This window comes from Streptomyces sp. NPDC088707, assembly GCF_044752725.1.
GTDB lineage: Bacteria > Actinomycetota > Actinomycetes > Streptomycetales > Streptomycetaceae > Streptomyces.
In genome coordinates this window covers 429425-452524 of the sequence record NZ_JBIVLV010000004.1, presented here as the reverse complement: position 1 = coordinate 452524, position 23100 = coordinate 429425, and the positions used below count along the sequence as shown (strand labels likewise).

Here is a 23100-nt window from a genome sequence, read left to right as displayed (position 1 = left end):
CGCCGGTCATGCCTGGACCACCCCGCGCCCGGCGTCGTGGTCGAGCAGGGGGCGCAGCAGCGCGCTGAGGGTGGAGTCGGCGGCCCCGGTGTGGTCGGGCACGGCGGCGGCCGGAAGTGCCGGGATGCCGGCGGGTGCGGCCAGGTCGGCGAGTTCGGCCGCGATGTCGTCGGCCGTACGGGCCCGCATCAGGAGCGACGGGTCGACGGTCAGGCCGCCCCGTTCGAGAGCGGTGGCCAGTTCCGCGATCATCAGGGAGTCGAGGCCGAGCCCCTGGAGGGGCCGGTCGCCGGGGTCCTCCCCCAGTACCTGGAGGAAGGCGTCCCGGACGCGGGCACGCATCGCGGTGGTGTCCCGCCGCGTGCCCGCCGGCTCCGGCCCGGCCCCGGCGGGGCCGTCGGCACGGGCGGCCGGGGCGACCGGCGCGGCCGGTACCACCGGAGTGGCCGGGGTGGTGGGTGCGGGTGCGGCGGTGGTCGTGCCCACCGTATCCGCCGGGGCGGACGCGGTGCCGGGGAAGACGACGGCGCCGCCCGACCGCATGTGGTCGAAGAAGGCGTCGAGCGCTTCCTCGGCGCCGACCGAGTACGCGGCGGAGAAGGTGTCGTCGGCCTTCATCCCGATGCCCGTCCAGTTCGGCCAGGCGTGCGCGGTGACCGCGGTGACCTCGTCGTCCTCCCGCTCGGCGAGCGCCAGTTGGAAGGCGTTGGCGAGGCTGTAGTCGACCAGACCGCGGCCTGCCAGGGCCTGGGTGCCGGCGATCGATGAGACGAGGACGGCGAAGTCGGCGCGCTGATCCTTGGCCAGGCGGACGACGTGCAGCGAGCCGGCCACCTTGGGCGCGAGCACCTTCTCGGCGTCGCTCCAGGAGCGGCGGTGCATCGCCCCGAAGGAGTTGACCCCGCCGGAGGCGTGCACGACACCGACCAGCCGGCCCCAGCGCCGGCCGAGCCGGTCCGCGACGGCGGCGAGGGCCGTCGGGTCGGAGACGTCGCAGGGCATGTACTCGACCTCGGCGCCGCCGCCCGCCAACTCGCGCAGCGCCTGCGCGCGGGTGGCGTCGAGGGCCGACCGGCCGACGACGGCGACGCGCCGGGCTCCCCGCGCGATGAGGCGTTCGGTCAGTCGCAGCCCGACGGCTCCGAGTCCCCCGGTGACCAGGCAGTAGCCCTCGGCCGGGAGGAAGTAGGGAGGGCCGGGCCGGGCGGGCGCGGTCTCCGGCACGTACCGGGCGCCCTGCTTGTAGGCGGCGACGGTGGTCCCCGCGTCGGCGGCGTCGGCCTCCGGGGCGCCGGACACCAGTGCGGCGAGCTCGGCGGCAAGGTGGGCGGCCTGGTCGGCGACCGGATCGGCGGGGTCCAGGTGGACGACGGCGGTGGGCCGGCGCCCTTCCGCGCCCGCGGCCCGGACGGCCATGGCGGCCGCGGCCCGGACCGGGTCCGGACCGGCGTCGCCGCCCTGCGCGCCGTACGTGCCCTGCGGCCCGTGACCGCTCCGGTCGGCGGAGGCGGAGTGCAGGCCCGTCCCGCCGAACGAGGCCCAGAGGACCCCGGCCCGCTGCGGCAGCGTCCTCATCAGGTCGCCCAACTCGGCCCAGAGGGAAGCGAGTTCGGTCGGGTCCGCGTGCCGGGTGTCCCGGGCTCCGACCACGACCGCGGCGTCGGCCGGCGTGCCGGGCGCGACGACGGTCACGCCCCGGTCCCGCAGGAGCCCGGTCAGAGCCTGCCCGAGGGCGGGGTCTGCTGCGGCCACGCTCACCGTCGCCGGTCCGGTCGAGTGGGCCCGGGGCAGGTCGCGGGCGCGCCACTGGACGCGTACGGCCGGTGTGCCCGGCCGCCCGTCCCGCGCCGGGGTCCCGTCATGCCCGGTGTGGTCGGCCTCCTCGGGGCCGCGCCAGAACGGGGACCCGGCGAACGGGTAGGTGGGCAGATCCGTGACGCGTGCTCCCGCGGGGGACAGCCCGGGCCAGTCGATGTGCGCGTACCCGGCGGTGGCCAGCTCCGCCGCGTGGACCGGGTGGCCGGGGGCGGCGGTCGTCCCGCTCAGGGCCGCCGCCGCGTCGGCGGTGAGGTCGATGTCGACGCGGGCGACGGGGTGTGTCCCGTCCGCGACCGAGCGGAGTGCCGCCGCGAGGTCCGCCGCCGATCGTCCGTGCACGGCGGTCTGGTACTCCAGCGGGGAGCGGCCGGTGTTGGCCGTGTGGCACAGGTCGGCTGTCTCGGCGGTGTCGCGCGCCGTGTCGAAGCGAGCGGCGTACGCGGCGGCCAGCTTCCGCACGGCCGTCTCGTCCGCACCGGTGACGCGGACCACGAACGACTCCGGGGCGGGCACGTCCCTGACCGGGACCTCGGGCGCCTCTTCCAGGATCACATGAGCGTTCACCCCGCCCATCCCGAACGCACTCACCGCACCACGACGCGGACCATCCACCGGACGCGGCCACTCCGACACCCGATCCGCAAGGAAGAACGGCGTCCCCTCGAAACGAATGTGATCGTTCGGCCGCACCACATGCAACGACGGAGGAACCACACCCCGCTCCATCGACAACAACACCTTCACCAACCCCGCCAAACCCGCAGCCGGCTCCAGATGACCCACATTCCCCTTCAACGAACCCAACGCACAGAACTGCGAACGGTCCGTCAAACCCCGCCACGCACGCGTCAGGCCCTCCACCTCGATCGGATCACCCAGACTCGTCCCCGTCCCATGCGCCTCCACCAGACCGATCGACTCCACCGACACACCCGCATCCACCAACGCAGCCGAGATCACCGACTCCTGCGCAGCACTGCTCGGCACCGTCAAACCACTCGTACGACCCCCGTGATTCACCGCCGAACCCTTCACCACACCCCGGATCCGGTCACCATCACGCAGAGCCGCCCGCAACGGCTTCAACACCACCGTCACCACCCCCTCCCCCGGCACGAACCCATCCGCACCCGCATCGAACGGCCGCGAGTGTCCGGAGGGGGACAGGGCGCGCAGGTTCCGCATGGCGACGTAGTGCAGCGGGGACATGGCGACCCTGACGCCGGCGACGACGGCCTGCTCGCACTCCCCCGAGCGGATGCTCCGCACCGCCGTGTGCAACGCCACCAACGACGACGAGCACAACGTGTCGATCGTCATGCTCGGCCCGTGCAGATCCAGGAAGAAACTCACCCGGTTCGCCAGGAAGGCGTTGTGGTTGCCCAGGCCGGCAGGGGCGTCCAGCTCCGGGGCCAGGTTGTAGTCCTTGTAGTGCTGGTAGCTGGCCCCGACGAACACGCCCGTTGCGGGCGACAGTCCGCGCGGCGGCAGGCCTGCCGACTCCAGCGCCTCCCAGGTGGTACGAAGCAGCCAGCGGGCCTGCGGGTCGAGCGCCTCGGCCTGCTTGGGGAAGAAGTCGAAGAACCGTGCGTCGAACTCCTCGACGCCGTCGAGGAAACCGCCCACGTCCGGCTCCCGCCCGTCGGCGTACCGGCCCCAGCGGCTCGCGGGAGCGGGGCCGACTCGGTCGCCGGACTCGGCCAGCACGTCCCACAGTTGCTCCGGGTCCGTGGCGCCGGGCAGGGCAACGGCCATCCCGATCACGGCCACGTCGTCGGCGGAGGCCGCCTCGCCGGGGTCGGGGCCGTAGAGCGCGGCCGGGTCGGCGGCTCGGCCGGAGGCCCGGTGAGGGGCCTGGCCGGTGGCCTTGCCGCCGGCCCCCGTCGCCGCTTCCGCTGCGGGTGCCGTCTCGGCCTCGGACCGCACGAAGGCGTCGTCCGGGGCCAGTTCGGCGACGTGGGCGGAGAGGGTGCGGCAGTCGGCGGCGTCCAGGACGTCCGTCGGGCTGAGCGGCACCCCGTACCGCTCGTCCAGGTCGGCGGCGACGGCCGTCGCGAGCATGGAGTCGATGCCGACGGCGGACAGCGACGTGGTCGCGGTGATCCGGGGGTCGTGCAGGGCCGCCCGCACCACCTCGACGACGGCCGCCTCGGCCGCCGCCAGCCGTGCCGAGCGGGGCGCGGGGCCGGACGTGTCCGCGCCCCTGCCCTCGCCTCCGACCGTACCGGCGGTGTCGGCGGTGTCGGCGGTGTCGGCGGTGGTACCGAAGGCTGTGGTATCGACCTTGCCGCGGGTACCCGTGCTGTCCCCCGCCACCGTGCGGTACTCGATGCCTTCGAGGCGGACCAGGACCCGGCCGTCGTCCGCCAACAGGTCGACGTCGCCGCGCCGTACGCCGTCGGCCCCGGCCTCGGCGCCGTCAAGGAGTACGAACGCGGTGCGCGCGGGGTCGCCCCAGCGCGCGGCGCCTTCGATGGCGACCGGCAGGAAGGTGCCGGTCGGGGCCTCGGGGTCGGCGAGCGTGAGCACGGCCATGGCCTGGAGGGCGGCGTCGAGCGCCGCCGCCTCGGCCTCCAGGGGGCTCCCGGCCTGGATGCCGACGCGGGCCAGGACCCGGCGGGGTCCGTAGTGGACCTCGGTGATCGACCGGAGCGAGCCGGTCAGTTCCATGCCCTTGGCGGCGAACCAGGCGTAGAGGCCCGCGGGTTCCAGGTCGCGGCCCAGCTCCGCGCGCAGGGCGTCCAGGTCCCGGGCGGCGGGCGCGGGCCCGGCCTGCGCGGCGGCGGTGGTGAGCCGGGCGATCGTGCGGCCGGCGTGCCGGAAGGCGGCCGGACCCGTGCGGCCCGGCTCGTCCAGGTCGGTGGTCAGCGCGTGCGGGCCGCTCCCCCGGCCCGTGAACGCGATGGCGCGCAGTTCACCGGCCGCCCGCAGCCCCAGCGCGAGGGGCACGGCGCCGGGCACGGTCTCCTCGCCGAGTACGCGGTGGGCACGCGAGAGCCTACGCACGGCCTCGACCACGTCCTCGCCCCGGGCAGCGGCCGGGGCTCCGGCCGACGCGTCCGAGGGGACGAGGGGGGCGGGAGCCGCGACTGCCGCCGGCGCCACGGGTGCCGCCGGTGCCATGGCTGCCGCCGATGCCACGGGTGACGCCGGTGCCACGGGTGCCGCCGGTGCCGCGCCGAACGGGTACGGCGGCAGCGGACGGCGGCGTACCGCCGGGTGCGGGTACACGGACGCCCAGTCGACGGCCGCGCCTCCGACGTGGCGGAGGGCGAGGACGCCGAGCCCGGCCGAGGCGGTCTCCACCACGACGGAGCCGCGCACGACGGAGCCGGGTGCCCAGTCCGCGAGTCGCAGGGCGTGGTCCAGTCCGGCGCCGATCTCCCAGGCGGTGTTTCCGAGCACGGCGATCCGGTGCGCCCGGTGGTCGCGTCCGACGGCGCTGGAGCGGCACAGTTCCCGCAAGCCGGAGGCGGTCTCCCCGCGTAGCGCCGCCCGCGTGTCCGCGATGCGCCGCAACAGGGCCTCCGGGGTGTGACCGGAGAGGACCAGCAGGTGCTCGCCGGTGGCGCCGTCCTCGTGGGCGGCCTCGACGGCCGGTCCGCCGGTCTCGCCGGCGCGCTGGTCCCCTACGTACTCCTCGACGACGATGTGGGCGTTGGTGCCGCCCATGCCGAAGGAGCTGACACCGAAGCGCCGCGGCCCGGCGGAGGCCCACGGGCGGGGCTCGGTCGGGATCTCGAACGGCCCGGAGGACAGGTCGAGGTGACTGCTGGGCTTGTCGAACCCGGCGACCGGGGGGATCTCCCCGTGCCGCAGGCACAGCAGGGCCTTGACGAGTCCGGCGAGTCCGGCGGCGGGCTCCAGGTGCCCGATGTTGCCCTTGACGGCGCCGAGGTGGCACGGTCCTTGGCGGTCGGGGTCCCCGCCGAACACCTCGGTGAGGGCGGCGAGTTCGATGGGGTCGCCGAGCCGGGTCGCGGTGCCGTGGGTCTCGATGAGGGAGATGTCGGCCGGGGCGAGCCCGGCGTCGTCCAACGCCGCGCGGACGACGGCGGCCTGCGCCTCGCTGCGGGGCACGGGCAGGGCGCTGCCGCGCCCGCCGTGGTTGACGGCCGTACCCCGGACGACACCCCAGATGAGGTCGCCGTCGCGCTCCGCGTCCGCGAGCGGCTTCAGCAGGACGGCGAGGGCCCCCTCACCGGGGAGGAAACCGTCCGCGTGCTCGTCGAAGGGCTTCGGCAGGCCCTCCGACAGGGCGCCGAGCTGGCTGAGGCTGCGGTAGTACCAGGGCGTCAGGCCGACCTGGCAGGCCGCCACGATCGCGGCGCCGCAGTGGCCGGCGCGGAGCGCGGCGACCGCCTGCTGGAGGGCGACGAGCGAGGACGAGCAGAGGGTGTCGACGGTCTGCGAGGGGCCGGTGAGGTCGAGGGCGTACGAGATCCGGTTGGCGAGCACCGCGTTCATGGAGCCGAGCGCGGTGTGCGGGCCCACGGTCTCCAGCCCTCGCGTGTCGCGGTGGTGGGTGTAGGTGGCGCCGACGAAGACGCCGATGTCGCGGCGGCCGGCGAGGCCGGCGTCGTCCCGGACCGCCCAGGCGTGCTCAAGGAGCAGCTTCTGCTGGACGTCCATCTCCTCGGCCTCGCGCACCGAGATGCCGAAGAAGGCCGGGTCGAACCGGTCGGTGTCGGTGAGGAAGGCGCCCTTGCGGCAGTACGTGCCTGTCATGCGGGGCCCGCGCTGCTCGAAGTGGGCGTCGACGTCCCAGCGTTCGGCGGGTATGTCGGTGAAGGCGTGGCCTCCCGCACGTACCAGCGGCCACAGGTCCGCCACGCCGCCGGGCGCGCCGGGGAGGTCGCCGGACACGGCGACGACGGCGACGTCCAGGTCGCGTCCACGCGCCGCCGAACGCCGGGGGCGCTGCGGAGCGGCGGCGGGGGCGGAGACGGTCGAGACGGCGGAGGCGGTAGGGGTCGCGGAACCGGCCGCGCCCTCGGAGAGAGCGGGCTCGGCAGGCTGGGCGGGCTCGCCGGCGGCTGCCTCGGTGTCGGCGGCACGGGCGGCGTCGCCCCTGGCCGGCTCCGGCAGCGCCGCCGCCGCGCCGTAGCGCTCGGTCAGCGCCTCCGCCAGTTCGTCGAAGGCCCCGTACTCAAGGAAGAGCGTGGCCGGGAGGCTGACACCCCACCGGCGGGACAACTCCTCGGACAGCTCGACGCTCATGATCGAGCTCATGCCGTAGTCCGACAGGAGCGCCTCGCGGTCGAGGGACGCGATTCCCAGCCGTTCCACGAGGAACTCCGCCAGCGCGTCGGCGACACGCTCCACGGCGTCCCCTGAGGTCCCACCGGAGCTGTCAGCGCGCTCCGTGTGACCGGGAGCGAGGGATGCGGCGCCGGCGGTCTCGGCAGAGGCGGCGGCGGAGGCGGCTCGGCCGTCCTCGCCCTCCTGGCCCTCCCGTTCCTCCTGACCCTCCTGACCGTCCCGGTCCTCCAGCTCGACGATCTCGGTGCCGGCGTCCGGGTGGGCGATGACGAGCTGCCGGACGGACTGCTCCGCTCCCAGGACGGCGATGAGGGCGTCCAGGCCCTCAGCGGTGGTCAGCGGTCGGACGCCGCGCGCCCGGAGCTGGTCCGCGACGGCGGTGCCCATGCCGACCTCGCCCCACAGGCCCCAGTCGACGCTGAGCCACGGCGCTCCGTGCGCGTGGGCGTAGCCGTCGAGGTAGGCGTTGGCGGCGGCGTAGCCGCCCTGCCCGAGGTTGCCGAACGTGCCGGAGACGGAGGCGAACAGCACCGCGAAGTCGAGATCGCCGCCGGTCACGGCGGCGGCCAGCTCGCGGACCCCGTCGGCCTTGGGACGCATCACCGCCGCGACGTCCTCGGCGGTGGCGCTGCGGATCAGCCCGTCCTTGAGGGTGCCCGCGGCGTGGACGACCCCGTGCACGTCGCCATGCTCCCGCCGCATCCGCTCGACCAGGGTCGTCAGGGCGCCGGAGGCGGTGATGTCCGCGGTGTACGAGACGACCTGGCAGCCGTGGGCGGTGATGGCGGCGGCCCGCTCGTCGGAGCCGGGATTCCCGCCGGAGCGGGAGACCAGCGCGACGACGCCGGCGCCCTCGCGGGCGAACCGTTCGGCCACCTCGAGACCGAGGCCGCCGTGGCCGCCGAGGACGAGGTAGCGACCGCCGGCCCGGATGGGGCCCTGCCCGGCGGGGCGCGGCGGGGTGTACGCCGAGCGGTCGCGCACCCGGACGGGCACGTGCCTGACGTCGCCGCGGTAGCCGGTCTCGACGGGCCCCCGGGCGTCGCCGAGTTCCGCCAGGAGGGCGGGAAGCAGCGTGCCGGGGTCGCCGCCGAGGTCGACGATCCGCGGGCGCAGCCCTGGGTACTCGATGGCGGCGGTGCGCACGAGGCCCCACAGGGCGGCGCGGGCGGGCACCGGCCGGTCGCCGGCGGCGACGGGCTGGCCGTCGCGGGTCACGACGAGGAAGCGGGACTTGCGCTGCCGCTCGCCGAGGGTCCGCAGGGCGGCGAGGCAGGCGTACAGGCCGAGGCCCAGTTCCTCCTCCTCGCCCCGGCGGCCGTCGGCAGGGCCGTCGGCGTTCCACAGGTGGACCACGCCCGCGACGGGGTCGCCGATCTCCTCCCAGAGCCGCCGGAACGTCTCCTGGTCGGGCCGGTCCAGCGTCAGCCGGTCGGGGTCGGGGGCGTCGCTCGGGGGCGCTGCCGGTCCGGCGGCGACCTCCACGACGCGCGCGCCGTCGGCCCGCAGGGCTTCGGCGGCGCCGGTGCCGAGCCGGTCGGCCGGACCGTGGTGGAGGACCACCCAGGTGCCGGTCGCCGGTTCGCGGCGGGCGGGGTCGCCCGCCTCAGGGTGCCAGTCGATACGGGAGACGGGCAGCGGGTCCCGCCGCCCCGCGGCGCTGCCGGACGTCCGTGCCACGGAGGAGACCGCGGTGGAGGCCGCGGAGTCCGTCGCGCCGGTCGCCGTCGCGGGTGTGCGCGTCACGGTGGTGGTGCGCCGCATCCGTACGCCCTGGAACTCGGCGAGGACGTCGCCGGAGGGGCTACGGAGCAGCGCGTCGGCGGTGGCGTAGGCGCCGTCGTCACTGGTGCGGCGGACGTGGACGGTGACTCCGTCCGTCGCCGTCGACAGGTCGGTGAAGAGGGCGAGCCGCTCCACGCCGATCGGCAGCATGGGGTATGGGCCGTCCGTGCCCGTAAGATCCTGAAGGGCGCAGCTGACGACCTGGAAGACGCCGTCCACCAGCAGCGGGTGTGCGTACCAGGGCATCGGCTCGGCGTCGGACCGCAGGGTGGCACGGGCCGTTCCGGCGTCGGCGACGGAGAGCGCGCGGACGGTGCGGAAGTCGGGGCCGTACTGGAGGCCCTCGCGCTCCCATCCGGCGTAGAGCCGCTCCGGGGCGATGTCACGCGCGCCGGCGGGCTCGTGGTCCGCCGCGGTGCGGGCGGGCCGTGCCGTGTCCGCCGGGAGGAACCGTCCGGCGCCGGTGGACAGCTGCTTGCGGGTGCCGGCCACGAGGGTGGTCAGCTCGAAGCGGGTCCGGTCGGGGCCGGGGGTCACGTCGAGCCGGACCGGCGCGGTGCCCTGGTCGGCGACCGCGAGGGGGCGGAGGAACGACACCCCGGTGAGTTCCAACGGGGCGAACGGTCGGCGCCGGGCGACACCCACGAGCGCCATCTCCAACTGCACGGCTGCGGGGAGAAGTCCGGTCCCCGCGGCGCGGTGCTGGGCGATGAGGGGCTCCTGGCCCGTGAACGCCTTCTCGTACGTCTCTGGCGTGTGCGTCACTGTCCCTCGCTCCGGTGCTCGTAGTGACGGTCGAACAGCGGGTGTCCCACGGCGGGGGCGGCAGCTGCGGTGCGCGTGACGCGTTCACCGCGGGCCGGGGGCGCCACCAGGTCCTGTCGGTTGAAGGGGTACGTGGGCAGGGTCATCGTGCGGTGGCCCTTGCCGGCATGCACACCCGCCCAGTCCACCGTTCCCGAACCCGAACCCGCGTACGACGCCACAGCCGCGTACACCTCGGCCTGGTCCACCCGGTCACGACGCAGCGTCGACAACCACAACGGCTCATCGCCCGACCACGACGCACGCGCCAACGACGTCAACTGCGGCTGCGCACCGATCTCCCAGACCACACCCGCACCCACACCCGACACCAGCCCGACAGCATCCGAGAACCGCACCGGCTCACGAATGCCCCGCGCCCACAGGCCCGCGTCCTTCACGGACTCCGGCGTGTGCCAGCCGCCCGACACCGTGGACGCGAACGCCACCCGCGGAGCCGACCACTCGACACCCGACACCACCTCGGCGAACGGAGCCACCGCCCCCTCCATCAGCGCGGAGTGGAACGCATGACTCACCACCAGCGGCTGCGACCGCAGACCCGACTCCGCACGGAACCGCGCCACCGCATCCACCGGACCCGAAACCGTCACCACACGAGGCGAGTTGAACGCCGCAACCTCAACCCCCGGGAACGCCTTCAGCGCTTCCACGACAGCAGCCGCGTCGCCATGGACCGCGGCCATCGCACCCTCACCGGGCTGCGACTCCATCAACCGGCCACGCACCACCGCCAGACGCAGCAGATCTCCCAGACCCACCACACCCGCGGCCCAACCCGCGCTCAACTCACCCAGACTGTGTCCGACCACCACATCCGGACGCACACCCAACGACTCCAGCCACCGCACCAACGCCACCTGCACCGACACGATCCCCACCTGCGCAAATCGCGTCGAGTCGAGGAGGTGTGCCGACGTGCCGAACAGCAGGTCCGTCAGCGGTACGTCGAGGTGGCCGGCGAGCAGGGAGGCGCACTCGTCGAGTGCCGCCCGGAACACGGGCTCGGTCCTGTACAGGCCCTGGCCCATGCCCGCGTACTGCGAGCCCTGGCCGGTGAACATGAACACCACCGGGGCCGACTTCCGACCGCTTCGACGGGCCACCGGAGACGCGCCCGAGGCGATGTCCCGCAGCGCCACAGCGAGTTCACCCGTGTCGCCACCCGTGACGACCGTACCGAAGCGGTGCTCGGCGCGGCCCGTGTTGGCGGTGTAGGCGAAGTCGCCCAGTCGGTCGTCGTCGACCTCGGCCAGCCGGTCGGCATAGGCGTCGGCGAGTGCGCGGACGGAGGTCTCATCGGCCGCGTCCACCCGCACCAGATACGACTCCTGCCCCACCACCTCACGCGCGGGAACGACAGGTGCCTCTTCCAGGATGACGTGGGCGTTGACCCCGCCCATCCCGAACGCACTCACCGCACCCCGACGCGGACCATCCACCGGACGCGGCCACTCCGACACCCGATCCGCAAGGAAGAACGGCGTCCCCTCGAAACGAATGTGATCATTCGGCCGCACCACATGCAACGACGGAGGAACCACACCCCGCTCCATCGACAACAACACCTTCACCAACCCCGCCAAACCCGCAGCCGGCTCCAGATGACCCACATTCCCCTTCAACGAACCCAACGCGCAGAACTGCGAACGATCCGTCAAACCCCGCCACGCACGCGTCAGACCCTCCACCTCGATCGGATCACCCAGACTCGTCCCCGTCCCGTGCGCCTCCACCAGACCGATCGACTCCACCGACACACCCGCATCCACCAACGCAGCCGAGATCACCGACTCCTGCGCAGCACTGCTCGGTACCGTCAACCCACTCGTACGACCCCCGTGATTCACCGCCGAACCCTTCACCACACCCCGGATCCGGTCACCATCACGCAGAGCCGCCCGCAACGGCTTCAACACCACCGTCACCACCCCCTCCCCCGGCACGAACCCATCCGCACCCGCATCGAACGGCCGCAGGGCGTTGGACGGGGAGAAGGAGCGGAGGCGGGAGCCGAGCTGGAAGTACTGGGGGGACATGCCCAGGTGCACGCCGGCGACGACGGCCTGCTCGCACTCCCCCGAGCGGATGCTCCGTACAGCGGTGTGCATCGCCACCAACGACGACGAGCACAGCGTGTCGATCGTCATGCTCGGCCCGTGCAGATCCAGGAAGAAACTCACCCGGTTCGCCAGGATCGCGTTGTGGTTGCCCAGGCCGGCGGGTGTCTGGACGACGTCCCCGACGACCGTGTCGCGGTAGTGCTGGTAGCTGGCGCCGACGAAGACGCCGGTGGACGGCTGGGGCCTGCCCGCGAGGCCCGCGTCCTCCAGGGCGCGCCAGGCGGACTGGACGAGGTGGCGCTGCTGCGGGTCGATCCACTCGGCCTCGGCGGGCGAGAGCCGGAAGAAACCGGGGTCGAAGTCGGTGAGGCCGTCGACGAAGCCGGCGCGCCGCAGGTAGACGGTGCCGGGGGCGCCGTCCGTCCCGTAGTAGGCGTCGATGTCCCAGCGGGAGGCAGGGACCTCGGTCAGGCAGTCCTCGCCCTCCACCAGGACGCGCCACAGCTCGTCCAGGTTCGCGGCGTTGGGGAACACCCCGTCGATGCCGATGACGGCGATGTCGTGCGTGTCGGCGTCAGCCGCGGAAGCGACGGGGACGGGAGCCGCGGGCACGACGGGAGTGGAAACCGCGGGCGCGGGCGCGGTGGGGGCGGCCGCGAGCACGGCGGGATCCGACGAAGCGGTCCCGTTCGGCGCGGGGGCCGGGGCCGGCGGGTGTGCCGGCTCCCCGCCCGTTCCGGCCGAGCCCTCCGGCCCGGCCGCGCCCCCAGCACCCGCACCGGCCGGGACGCCGGTCGCGTCGGCGGGCGGTGCGGTGACGCCGTACTCGTCCCGCAGCTCCTCGGCGAGGCGGTCGACCGTGCCGACCTCCAGGACGAGGGTCACGGGGATGTCGACGCCGAGCCGGGCCCGGATGTCCTGGGCCAGGGAGACCGCGAGCATCGAGTCGAGGCCCTGCTCCTGGAGCGGGCGGTCGGTTTCCAGTTCGGCGGCGTCCAGCTCCAGGGCGGCGGCCACCCAGTCGGCGAGCGCCGCCTCAAGGGAGCGGCCCGGAAGGCCGCCGGGCAGGTGACCGTTGGAGGTGGGCAGGTGGCCGTTGGACGCGGGCACCGCGGCCGGGGCTCGCACCGGAGCCGGAGCCGGTACGGGGGCCGGGGGCGCGGCAGGGGCCGGGCGGTGCCCGTGGCCGGTGTCACCGGCCGCGGCCGGCCCGGACGGGGCCGAGGACAACCGCTTCCAGGTGATGCCCCGCGCCTCCAGCACGGGCTCGTCGCCGTCGAGGACGACCAGGCTTGCGGTCAGCAGCCCGGAGTCCGGCCCGGCGTCCCGGTCGCGCCGGGCGTACACCCGGGCGGTGGCGGGAAGCCGGCCGAGGACGGTGAGCCGCTCGACGGTGAAGGGAACGTACAGTCCCTGCGCGCCGCACGCGGCGAGCGCGATCTGGAAGGCGCCGTCCAGGAGCCGAGGGTCCACGGTCCCGTCGGCGTCGCCGCGCAGTACGCCCACGGCCTCCCCGGGGGCGACCGACAGGGACGCCACGGTGCGGAAGCCGGTGCCGTAGTCCAGCCCGGCGCGGGCGAACGCGGCGTACATCGCGTCGAGTCCGACCTCGGTGAAGCGCTGCGCGGCGGGAGGGACGGCGAGTGCCGGCTGCTCGGGCGCGGTCAGCGTAGCGGTGCACACCAGGGCGCCGGAGCCGTCGCGGAAGGCGAGGGCGTCGCCGTCGCGTGCGGCCGTGAGGGTCGCGGGGGCCTCGACGGCCGCCCGGAAGGTGAGGTCGCGCAGACCGAAGCGGTCCCGGCCGAGGAAGTCGGCGACCTTGGCCGGGTACCCGGCGCCCGGCAGAGTGGGGCGGCCGAGGACGAGGTGCTCCGCCGCCTCCGGGTGCTCCGTCCACGTGCTGCGGGTACGGACGGGAGCGGGCGGGGGCGCCTGCTGCTGCGCGGGTTCGAGCCACAGGTACTTCTCGGCGTGCGGCGCGGTCGGGAAGCGCACCCCCGCCCGGCGGCGCGGCCCGGTGGCGAGGTCGGTGCCCGCGACGAACGCCGCTGCGGCGGACGCGAGTTCGCCGCGGCTCGCGGGCGTTCCGGTGGGCAGGTCGTGCGGGCGCGCCGCCGTGGACGCGACCCCCACGTGGAGCGAGCGCACCTCCTCGACGCCGGCCAGGAACAGCTGGAGCTTGTCCTGGAGCTGTTCGGCGCTGTCCGCCACGCACGCCAGCCGGTGCACGCCGGCCGGCCGCAGTCGGCTCGCCTCGGCCAGGGCCTCCAGAGAGGGGCAGTAGGCGGAGCGCAGCATGAGCACGAGCCGGCGGGCGAGGGTGCGCAGCGCGTCGTCGGAGCCGGCCGACAGGACCAGAAGCTGGGGACCGGAGTCCGTGCCGCCCTGTTCCGTGCCCGGTGCGGCTTCGACGACGACGTGGGCGTTCGCACCGCCGAAGCCGAAGCTGCTGACGCCCGCGACGCGCGGGCCGGGGCCCCACGGGAGGAGCCGGTCGGCCACGTACAGCGGTGAGGCGCCGAAGTCGAACGACCGGTTCGGAGTCTCGTAGTTCAGGGACGGCGGGATGTGGGCCGCCTGGAGCGCCAGCACCGTCTTGATGAGGCCGGCGATGCCCGCGGCGGGCTCCAGGTGGCCGAGGTTGGTCTTCACGGAGCCCACCGCGACCGGGGCGCGGCCGGCGGGTTCGCCGAGGACCGCGTGGAGTGCCTCCAGCTCGATGAGGTCGCCGAGCTGGGTGCCGGTGCCGTGCGCCTCGACGTAGCCGATGTCGGCGGCGGTGCGCCCGGAGCGGGCCAGCGCCCGGCGCAGTACGGCTTCCTGGGCCGGCCTGCTGGGCGCGGTGAGGAAGCCCGCGCTGCCGCCGGTGTGGTTGACGGCGGTGCCGCGGATGACGGCGAGGACCGGGTCCCCGTCGCGTTCGGCGTCGGAGAGCCGCTTGAGGATCAGGGCGCCGGCGCCCTCGCCGCGCACGTAGCCGTCGGCGGCGTCGTCGAAGGCGCGGCAGGTGCCCTGCGGGGAGAGCATGCCGTTGCGGGTGAAGGAGCGGGTCTTGGCCGGGGTGAGCACCAGGTTGGCAGCGGCCACCACGGCTGCGTCGACCTCGCCGGCCCGCAGGTGCAGGGCGGCCTCGTGGAGGGCGACGAGGGACGACGAGCAGGCCGTGTCGACGGCGAAGCTCGGGCCGGACCAGTCGAAGACGTGGGACAGGCGGTTGGCCACCATGGAAGGGGCCGTGCCGGTGGCCACGTGCGGGTCGGAGTGGCCGATGCTCCGGGCGACGATCTCCGGGAAGTCGCTGGCGATGGCACCGACGAAGACGCCGGTCGAGGCGCCGAGGGAGGTGTGGTCCCGGCCCGCGCTCTCCATGGCCTCGGAGGTGACGCTGAGCAGCATCCGCTGGAGCGGGTCCATGCGGCGCGCCTCGCGGTCGGTGAGGCCGAAGCGGGCCGCGTCGAAGTACTCGACGCCGTCGACCCAGCCCATCCGCACGTCGTCGGCGCCCTCCTCGGACCACAGGTGGGCCCAGCCGCGCTTGCCCTCGGGGGCGGCGCCGATGCTGGACACGCCGCCGACGAGGTTCTGCCAGAGCTCGTCCGGTGTCTTGGCGCCGGGGAACCGGCACGCCATGCCGATGACGGCGAGGGCGCCGTCGTCGGCCGGCCGCGCGGACACGGCGGCGGACGGGGTGGCGGCGGGCACGGGCGTGGCCGGGGTCCCCGACGTGACCGCGGTGACGGGTGTGGCCGGCGCGGGCGCGGTGACGGGTGCGGTCGGCTCGGGCGCGGCGGGCGCGGCAAGCTCGGCAGCGGTCTCGGCCGTCGTGTACGCCGATGCCGGTGCCGTCCCGGCGGCCGTCGTCGCCCCCGTCTCCTGGTCGCGCAGGGGCACGACCCCCTCGGCGCCCAGGAGGCGGGCCAGCTTCACCGGAGTCCCCGAGGCGAAGATGGCGGGGGCGGTGACGGAGGCGCCCAGCTCGCCGCTCAGGCGCGCGGCGGCGACGGTGACGTTCACCGAGTCGCCGCCCAGGTCGAAGAAGTTGGCGTGGACGTCGAAGCCCGAGTGGTCCAGCGTGTCCGCGAAGACCTGCGCGATGGACCGCGCCAACGCCTCTTCCGTCAGAGGTGAGTCGACGGACGCCTCTGCCCCGGCCGACGCGCCGGACCCGGTGGCCACGGCGGTGTCCTCGATCGTCGTCGCGGGGGCCGGCTCCACGGCCGCCGCGGGCTCCGGTGCCGCCGCCGTCCGGTGCTCCGTCTCCGGGCTCGGCGTCGGCGCCGCATCGGGCTCCGGCTCTTCACCGGAGCGCAGGATGGTGTCGCGCGTGGGCAGCGGGAGCTTGGCGCGGGCGACCTTGCCGTTGTCGGTGAGCGGCAGGACGTCGAGGTTCACGTAGGCGTCCGGCACCATGTAGGCGGGCAGGGCGGCGCCGACCAGGGCGTCGAGCCGCGACTTGCCCGGCACGGCGTCGCCCACCAGGTAGGCGGTGAGCCTCAGTTCGCCGCGGCCCTCGAACCGCGCCGCGACGACGACGGCGGCCGTGATGCCGTCGATCCTCTCCAGCATCCGCTCGATCTCGGCGGGCTCGATCCGGTGGCCGCGCACCTTGACCTGCGCGTCGGACCGGCCGAGCCACTCGATCGCGCCGGTCGTGTGCAGGCGCACCTCGTCACCGGTGCGGTAGAGCCGCGTCCCGGTGACGGGGTGGTCGACGAAGACCTCCCGCGTCAGGTCGGGCCGTCCGGCGTAGCCGCGGGCCAGCCCGGTACCGGAGAGGTACAGCTCGCCGGTGCTCCCGGGCTCGCACGGATCCAGGTCCTCGTCCAGGACGTGCAGCTCCATGTGCCGCAGGGGTTCGCCGAGCGGCAGGAAGGTGCCGACCGACTCGACGCGGTGGGCCGCGGCCCAGATCGTCGCCTCGGTCGGGCCGTACAGGTTCCACAGGGCGCGGGCAGGCTCGTGCAGCCGCTCGGCGGTGGCGGGCGAGAGGGCCTCGCCGCCGGAGAGGACGGTCAGCCCGGCGTGCGGGGTCCAGCCGGTTCCCAGCAGCAGGCGCCAGAGGCTCGGGGTGGCCTGGGCCACGGAGACCCCGCTCGCCAACTCGGCCAGCCGGTACGGGTCGGCCGCGGTCTCGCGGGAGGCGAGGACGACCGTCGCGCCGACGGTGAGCGGCAGCAGCAGTTCCAGGAGGGAGATGTCGAAGGCGACCGTGGTGTGGGCGAGGACGGTGTCGTCCGCGGTGACGCCCAGGCGTCCGCCGATGCCGGTGAGGAAGTCGGCGAGTGCCCCGTGGCCGATTTCGACGCCCTTCGGGTCGCCGGTCGAGCCGCTGGTGAAGAGCGTGTACGCCAGGTCGTCGGCGGTCACGCGCGGGGGTACGGCCTGGGCCGCTCCGTCCGACTCGGGCACCTGCCGGGCGGGGCCCAGGGACACGCCCAGTGCGTGGGTGCGTGCGTCGGTGAGGATGAGTTCGCAGCGCGAGACGTCCACGTACCGCCGCAGCCGGTCCACGGGGTAGCCCGGGTCCAGGGGCAGGAAGGACGCGCCGGCCCGCAGGATGCCCAGCATGGCGGGGAGCAGTGCGGTGTCGCGCTCCAGCAGGACGCCGACCACGGAGCCCGGCTCGATGCCCTCGTCGTGCAGGCGGGCCGCGACGGCGTCCGCCCAGCGGTCGAGACCGGCGTAGTCGAGCGTGCGGTTCCCGGCGCGGACGGCGGCGGCTCCGGGCCGCTTCGCCGCCGCGGCGGCGAAGAGGTCCAGTGCGGTCGGGCCGCCGGTCCGCTCGCGGGACTCCGCGGCGGTGTCCTCGGTGGTGCCCTCGGTGGTGCCCTCGGTGGGCTCGGTGATGTCCTCGGTGGGCTCCCCGGCGAGAGCGGTGGCCTCGGCGGAGCCGAAGTCGGTGGGCCGGGCGGAGTCGGTGGACTCGGTCGACGGCTCGTCGCCCTGGAGCAGCGCCACCATGGCCAGGTCCTCGACGCGCTCGACGAAGTCCAGTGCCTCGTCCTCGCCCATGGCGGTCTCCCGCACGAAGATCGTGGGCGGGCCGTCGCTCAGGCACAGCAGGGCGATCTCGGTGTGGGGGTCGGCGGACGCCTCCTCGCCGGGACCGCGCTCCAGCACCATGACACGGGTGAAGCTCGGCTCGTCGGCGCCGAGCGGCCGTCCGGCCAGGCCGAGGCGGATCTCGAGGTCGCCGGTGTAGCCGTGGCGGGCGGCGGCCTCGTCGAGCCTCTCCCGCAGGGAGCGGGCGGTCCCTCCGTCGTAGCGGACGGGGAAGCGGGCGGCGGTCAGTCCGTGTGTGCGCTCCGCGAGGACGCGGGCGGCCGACGGCGACCAGGCGAAGTCGAAGACCTCGTCGCCGGCGCGCTCGGCGACGGCCGCGAGGAAGGCGCGGAAGACGGCGACGCTCTCGTCGCGTGAGGCGGGGACGTACGCCAGCTCGTAGTGTCCGTAGTGGGCGGTGGCCGCGGAGAAGTCGTCGGCGGCCAGCGGCACCGGCCGCACGTCCTCCAGGCGGGCGCGCCACCACGGCTCGTGGGGGCGCAGGCGCTTCTGGGCGTCGGCGATGTCGGCCAGGCGCTCCTCCGAGACGGCCGGGAGGGCGGCGCCGGGGGCGATGCCGAGCCGCTGGGCGGCGGCCTGGCCGCTGAGCGTGCTTCCGTCGACGGCCCGCCAGTCGCTCAGGACGAGATCGGCGTCGGGGGCGGCCAGGGTGATGGCCGTGGTGGTGACGGACAGCACGGTGGTCGCGGTGCGGGTCTCGTCGCGTGGGATCAGCCGGGCCTGCCGGGTGTAGACGGCGCCCTGCTCGGTGACGAGGGCGGGCACGCCGAGCGGGTTGGGGAAGGATCCGTGGTCCAGGGCCCTGACGAGCCGTGCGGCCTCGGCGGCGGTGGTGCCGGCGTGGATGACGCCGCCGCCCGCCATGCGCGCGGACCGGCGGTAGAAGCGGCGCTCGCGGCCGCTCGTGTCCAGGATCTCGGGGAGGGTGCGCCGGGCGACGTGCGGGACGAGGTCGGCGAACAGCTCGATGCCCGTCTCAGCCGCCTCGTACGTGAGGGAGAGGGCGGTGGCGTGGTCGCGGACCGGGAACCAGCGCTCCAGGAGCACACCGCCGGCGTCGACGGCCTCGGTCATCAGGTGCCAGGTGGCCGCGTGCCGCGGTGCGCCCTCGTACAGAGCCCAGGCCGGGACGTGGCTGCCGGAGTAGCGCGGCAGCGGGCCGTCGTGGAAGTTGATCGCGGCGATCTTCGGCAGGTCGAGGACGGCTCCGGGCAGGATCCGGAAGTTGACCATGCTGAACAGGTAGTCGAACGGACGCTCCGACAGGAGCGCCATGAGGTCTCCGGCCGGGTCGTGCACGGGGACGCCGTGGGCGTCGGCCCAGGCGACGACGGCGGGGTCGTTGCTGAGGACGCCCTCGACCGTCACACCGGCGTCGAGGAGCCGGGTGGCGCACTGGGTGAGGACGCGGGTGCCGCCGATGAGGTAGCAGTTGGGCTTCGTGCTCACCGCTCCGCCTTTCCGGGTTCGGCGGCCTCGCCGTTCTCGGCGGCGGAGGGGGTGGAGGCTTCGGAGGCGGCTCGGGCGTCGGCGGTCCCGGCGCGCTCGGCCTCGGGTGCGTCGGCGGTCTCGCGTACGACCCAGGCGTCGATCTGGGCGACGACCTCCTCGTCGTAGGAGAGCTGGCCGGGGGTCCACAGCGGGTTGGAGAGGCCGCGGTGAGTCCGCTCGCACATCTCCCAGTCCTCGTAGTTGGCCTTGTCCCACAGCGCGAAGACGTCCTCGTGGGAGAAGTCGCTCTTGGCGGTCTCGGTGGGGTGGAACAGCCAGAAGTGGCGGACGAAGCAGGTGCCGGGACTCTCCGGCCAGACCCACTGCATCATCACGTAGTCGGCCGTGAACCCGAAGAGCAGGTTGGGCAGGATGGTGATCCAGTTGATCTTCTGGAGGTCGCCCTCGGGGACGTTCGGCATCGGCGTGCGGGCGCTGCGTCCTGACACGGAGACGGAGTTGTAGCCGGTACGGATCGACTGCCAGGCGCCGACGATGTCGCCCCGGAGGCCGTAGGTGCCCGCGTCGTCGAAGTCGGTGATGCGGTGCAGGTCCTTGTGGGCGGTCGGGAAGTGAAGGCTCTCGTTGACGTTGTGCGCGACGAGCTTCCAGTTCGAGGCGACCGGGTAGTCCTTGGCCTCGACGCACTCCAGGTCGGCCAGGTCGTAGACCTTGGCGAACTCGCCGAACTCACCAAGGGACTCGTCGAGGTCCGGCGCGTCGTCGGAGAGCGCCACGAAGACCACGCCGAAGCGGACTTCGGTCCGGACGGGCAGCAGACCGTTCTTCTCCTTGTCGAAGAAGTGGTCCATGTAGGTGCCGTTGAGGCTCTTGAGCTTGCCGTTTCGGTCGTAGACCCAGCAGTGGTACAGGCAGACGAGGCTCTGGCGCTTGCCGGTGGCCTCCTCGACGAGCTTGTAGCCGCGATGCCGGCAGTAGTTGTGGTAGCCCTGGATTCCGTTGTCACCGTGGATGAGCAGGATGGACCCCGAGCCGATGTTGAGGGTGCTGTAGGCGCCCTTCTCCTTCAGGCGGGAGACGTGGTCGACCGGGAGCCAGCGCCGGCCGTAGATGCGGGACATCTCCCTGCGGAACTGCTCCTCGCCCGTGTAGAACTCGTGCGACCTGCCGATGCCGCCGGTCTCGAAGTAGGGCCTGTCCTCATCCTGCTCACTGATGAGGTCGAACATGCTGGACGCACGCGTCATCTGCGGGACTCCCTCGAAGGCGAAGCGCATGGAGTGGTGCCGTGCCGGCGCTGCGGTGGTCCGGGGCCTGTGCGGACAGGCCGCACCGGGCCACGCGCGCGCCTGGACGGCGGGTGACTGGGGTGCTGCTGAAGAAGGGGAACGAGTGGTGATCGCCCGGGCGGGAGCTGGTCGTCAGGACGGGCCCGGCGCAAGGGGGCGGGCCGGTCATCGGTGTCCCCCGTGGTCTTCGGGAGACACCGATGACCGGAGCGATCGTCCGTGACGGGACGCCGGAGGGCGGTGCGGTCGGGAGACCCCGGTGCCTGAACGCGTGTCCGTCACGGACGGGGAAGGGGCGGTGTCTGACGAGGCCGGCGCGCATGGGCGCGTGAGCCACCCACGTGAGCGCGGGAAGAGGCGCACCCGGCGCTCGGTGCGGAAAGGCGCTGATCCGGGATCCGGGAACGGGATCCGACGTTCCCCGGGGACGGTCCGGGGGACGGCGGCAGGCAGCGGGCCTCGGTCAGCCGGCGGGGTCGTAGATCCGCTCGGCCTCCGGCACGCCGGCGGCGTCGTAAAGCCGCTCCAGGGCGTCCGGTGCGTAGATCTCGTAGTCCGGGACGATGCCGCCGATCAGGCCCAGCATCTTGTCGGTCCATTCCTGGGACTTGCTCATCGCGCTCATCGTCGCCTTGAAGAACGGCGGCAGCTCGGTGAGTTCACCCAGCGTCGTCGTGAAGTCGTAGACGCCGGCGCTCTCCTCGTCGCGGAGCTTGTTGTACTCGGCCAGCGCCTCCTCCATGGGGCGCTCGCCCGCAAGGCCCTCGTGGATCCGCTCGGCGAGGAGCTCACCGTGCAGGAAGGAGTCCGTGATGCCCCAGCCGGTGTAGGGGTCCTTGTGGTAGCCGGCGTCACCGACCAGCGCCCAGCCGGGGCCGTACGCGCGGCGGTAGTAGTTGTCCGGGTAGCGCATGGGGCGGAAGTCCTCGACGCGCCGGCCCTGGTCGCGCAGCTGCTCGCCCATCTCCGGAGAGACGTCGTCGATCACGGCCTGGAAGTTGGCCTCGACGTCCTGACGGAACTCCTTGAGGTGGCGCTTGGCGCCGATGATGGCGACCATGTTGACATCGCCGTTGGTCGGCCAGGTGCCGAACCACTTCTCGTTGAAGCCGTTCTTGTGGTGCAGGCCCCACGACTCGAGGCCGCTGTAGTACGAGTAGTAGACGAACCCGGCGGCGGGGCGCACGTTGTACAGCTCCGCCCCCACCTTCTTGGCCACGGTGGAGTGGAAGCCGTCGGCGCCCACGACGATCGTCGCCCTGAACTCGTGTTCCGGGCCGTCTCCTTCGCGGCCGCGGATGCCCGTGACGCGTCCGTCGGAGACCACCACGTCGGTGACGGTGAAACCCTCGACGACCTCGGCGCCGGCCCGACGGGCGGCGTTGACGAGTATCTCGTCCAGCACGGTGCGACGGGGGCAGTAGACGGCGTCGACACCGTCGACGGGCTCCGCGAAGCCATTGAGCTCGATGCCTCGGTAGGAGTAGTGCATCTTGCGGAGCGCGGGCGTCTTGGCCGCGATGATCTCGTCGAGCAGACCCCACTCCTTGAGGCGCAGCAGGCCGGCCTGGTGGATGTAGTGGGTGGACACCGTGTCACTGGGGAAGGAGGCCCGGTCCACTACGAGGACCCGGTGGCCCTGGCGGGCCAGATGCATGGCGAGAGGCGATCCTGCGCACCGGCCGCCCACAACGATGACGTCATACATAGATTTCCCCTGCTGGTCGACTTAACGGCCTGAAGCTCGGTCTGGTCAGAACGCGAGCGCGAAACGGAGGCTATGCAAGGGGTAGATCCAGGTCAAGCACGCACCACGGGAAGGTAATGCAGGAAGGGTGATATCCAGTCGACGGAATTCAGCACTCCACGTGATTATGTCCCGGGATGGGCGATTTGATCGAAGCAAATGAGCCGAAAATCAAGCTTCTAAAACACCCCAAGGAAGGGTAAAGAAGAAGCCATTCCGCTTATGCGCATAAGAAGATGCGTGATGCATTGGTTTCAATCTGCACGACTATTGCGACGAAGCTTCTGGTAGAGGCGGTCCGAACCCCCGGCGGCACCGGATCCTGATCGATCACATCGAGCCGCGAGCAGGGAAGGCGCATTCCCGGAGGTCGCGGTACCGGCCGGCAGCGGTCGGCACCGCGCCGACGACCCGACGCCCGCGGCTCGCGCGGGAGGGCCTCGTCGCACCACACCGCGAAGACGGAGAACCTCCTGACACTGCTCACACCGCAGTGGGGGCGCCGGAACCACCGGGACCCAACGGTGTGTGGCACAGACCGCGCTCACAGGTGAGCGAGACGTACCGCACCTCCGCGGTGGTTCTGGATCCGAGGCGCCTGGGCAAGCAGGCGTCGAGGCACCGCAGGATGTTCCGCGGGCTGACCGTGCCGACGTACGGGGAGCGCCGGCACCCGCCGGTGAGGATGCGGGCCGCCTACGGGGAGGCTCTGGTGCGGTACGGCGTGGACGTCTGCGTCGTCTGGACTGCCGAGGGCCGTGCCGGCACCTGCGCCGTCACCCTCATGAACGACTGC

Annotated in this window: 4 protein-coding genes and 1 pseudogene; 1 reads left to right on the top strand and 4 read right to left on the bottom strand. The window is 73.6% G+C overall.

What is annotated here, in order from left to right; all coding sequences use genetic code 11:
• Positions 1–6 precede the first annotated feature (6 nt).
• From ACIP84_RS15795 to ACIP84_RS15780, 4 genes are all read right to left on the bottom strand, one after another.
• On the bottom strand, positions 7–9630 hold the full coding sequence (locus ACIP84_RS15795; protein WP_401798258.1) for an SDR family NAD(P)-dependent oxidoreductase: 9624 nt from the start codon (positions 9628–9630) through the stop codon (positions 7–9).
• Positions 9627–19265 (bottom strand): amino acid adenylation domain-containing protein, encoded by a 9639-nt coding sequence (locus ACIP84_RS15790; protein WP_401798257.1) that lies wholly within the window; start codon positions 19263–19265, stop codon positions 9627–9629. The genes ACIP84_RS15795 and ACIP84_RS15790 overlap by 4 nt, the downstream gene beginning before the upstream one ends.
• Complete coding sequence (locus ACIP84_RS15785; RefSeq protein WP_355969987.1) at positions 19262–20515, bottom strand: aromatic ring-hydroxylating dioxygenase subunit alpha; 1254 nt, start codon at positions 20513–20515, stop codon at positions 19262–19264. Before ACIP84_RS15785 ends, ACIP84_RS15790 begins: the two co-directional genes overlap by 4 nt.
• Before the next feature lie 505 nt (positions 20516–21020).
• Positions 21021–22265 carry an NAD(P)/FAD-dependent oxidoreductase gene (locus tag ACIP84_RS15780; protein ID WP_401798256.1) on the bottom strand — a complete coding sequence of 415 codons (1245 nt, stop codon included), beginning with the start codon at positions 22263–22265 and terminating at the stop codon, positions 21021–21023.
• A gap of 532 nt (positions 22266–22797) precedes the next feature.
• On the opposite strand from ACIP84_RS15780, the pseudogene ACIP84_RS15775 reads away from it, so the two are divergent.
• A pseudogene (locus ACIP84_RS15775) lies at positions 22798–23049 on the top strand (pyrimidine dimer DNA glycosylase/endonuclease V); the annotation flags it as partial.
• Positions 23050–23100: the final 51 nt, after the last annotated feature.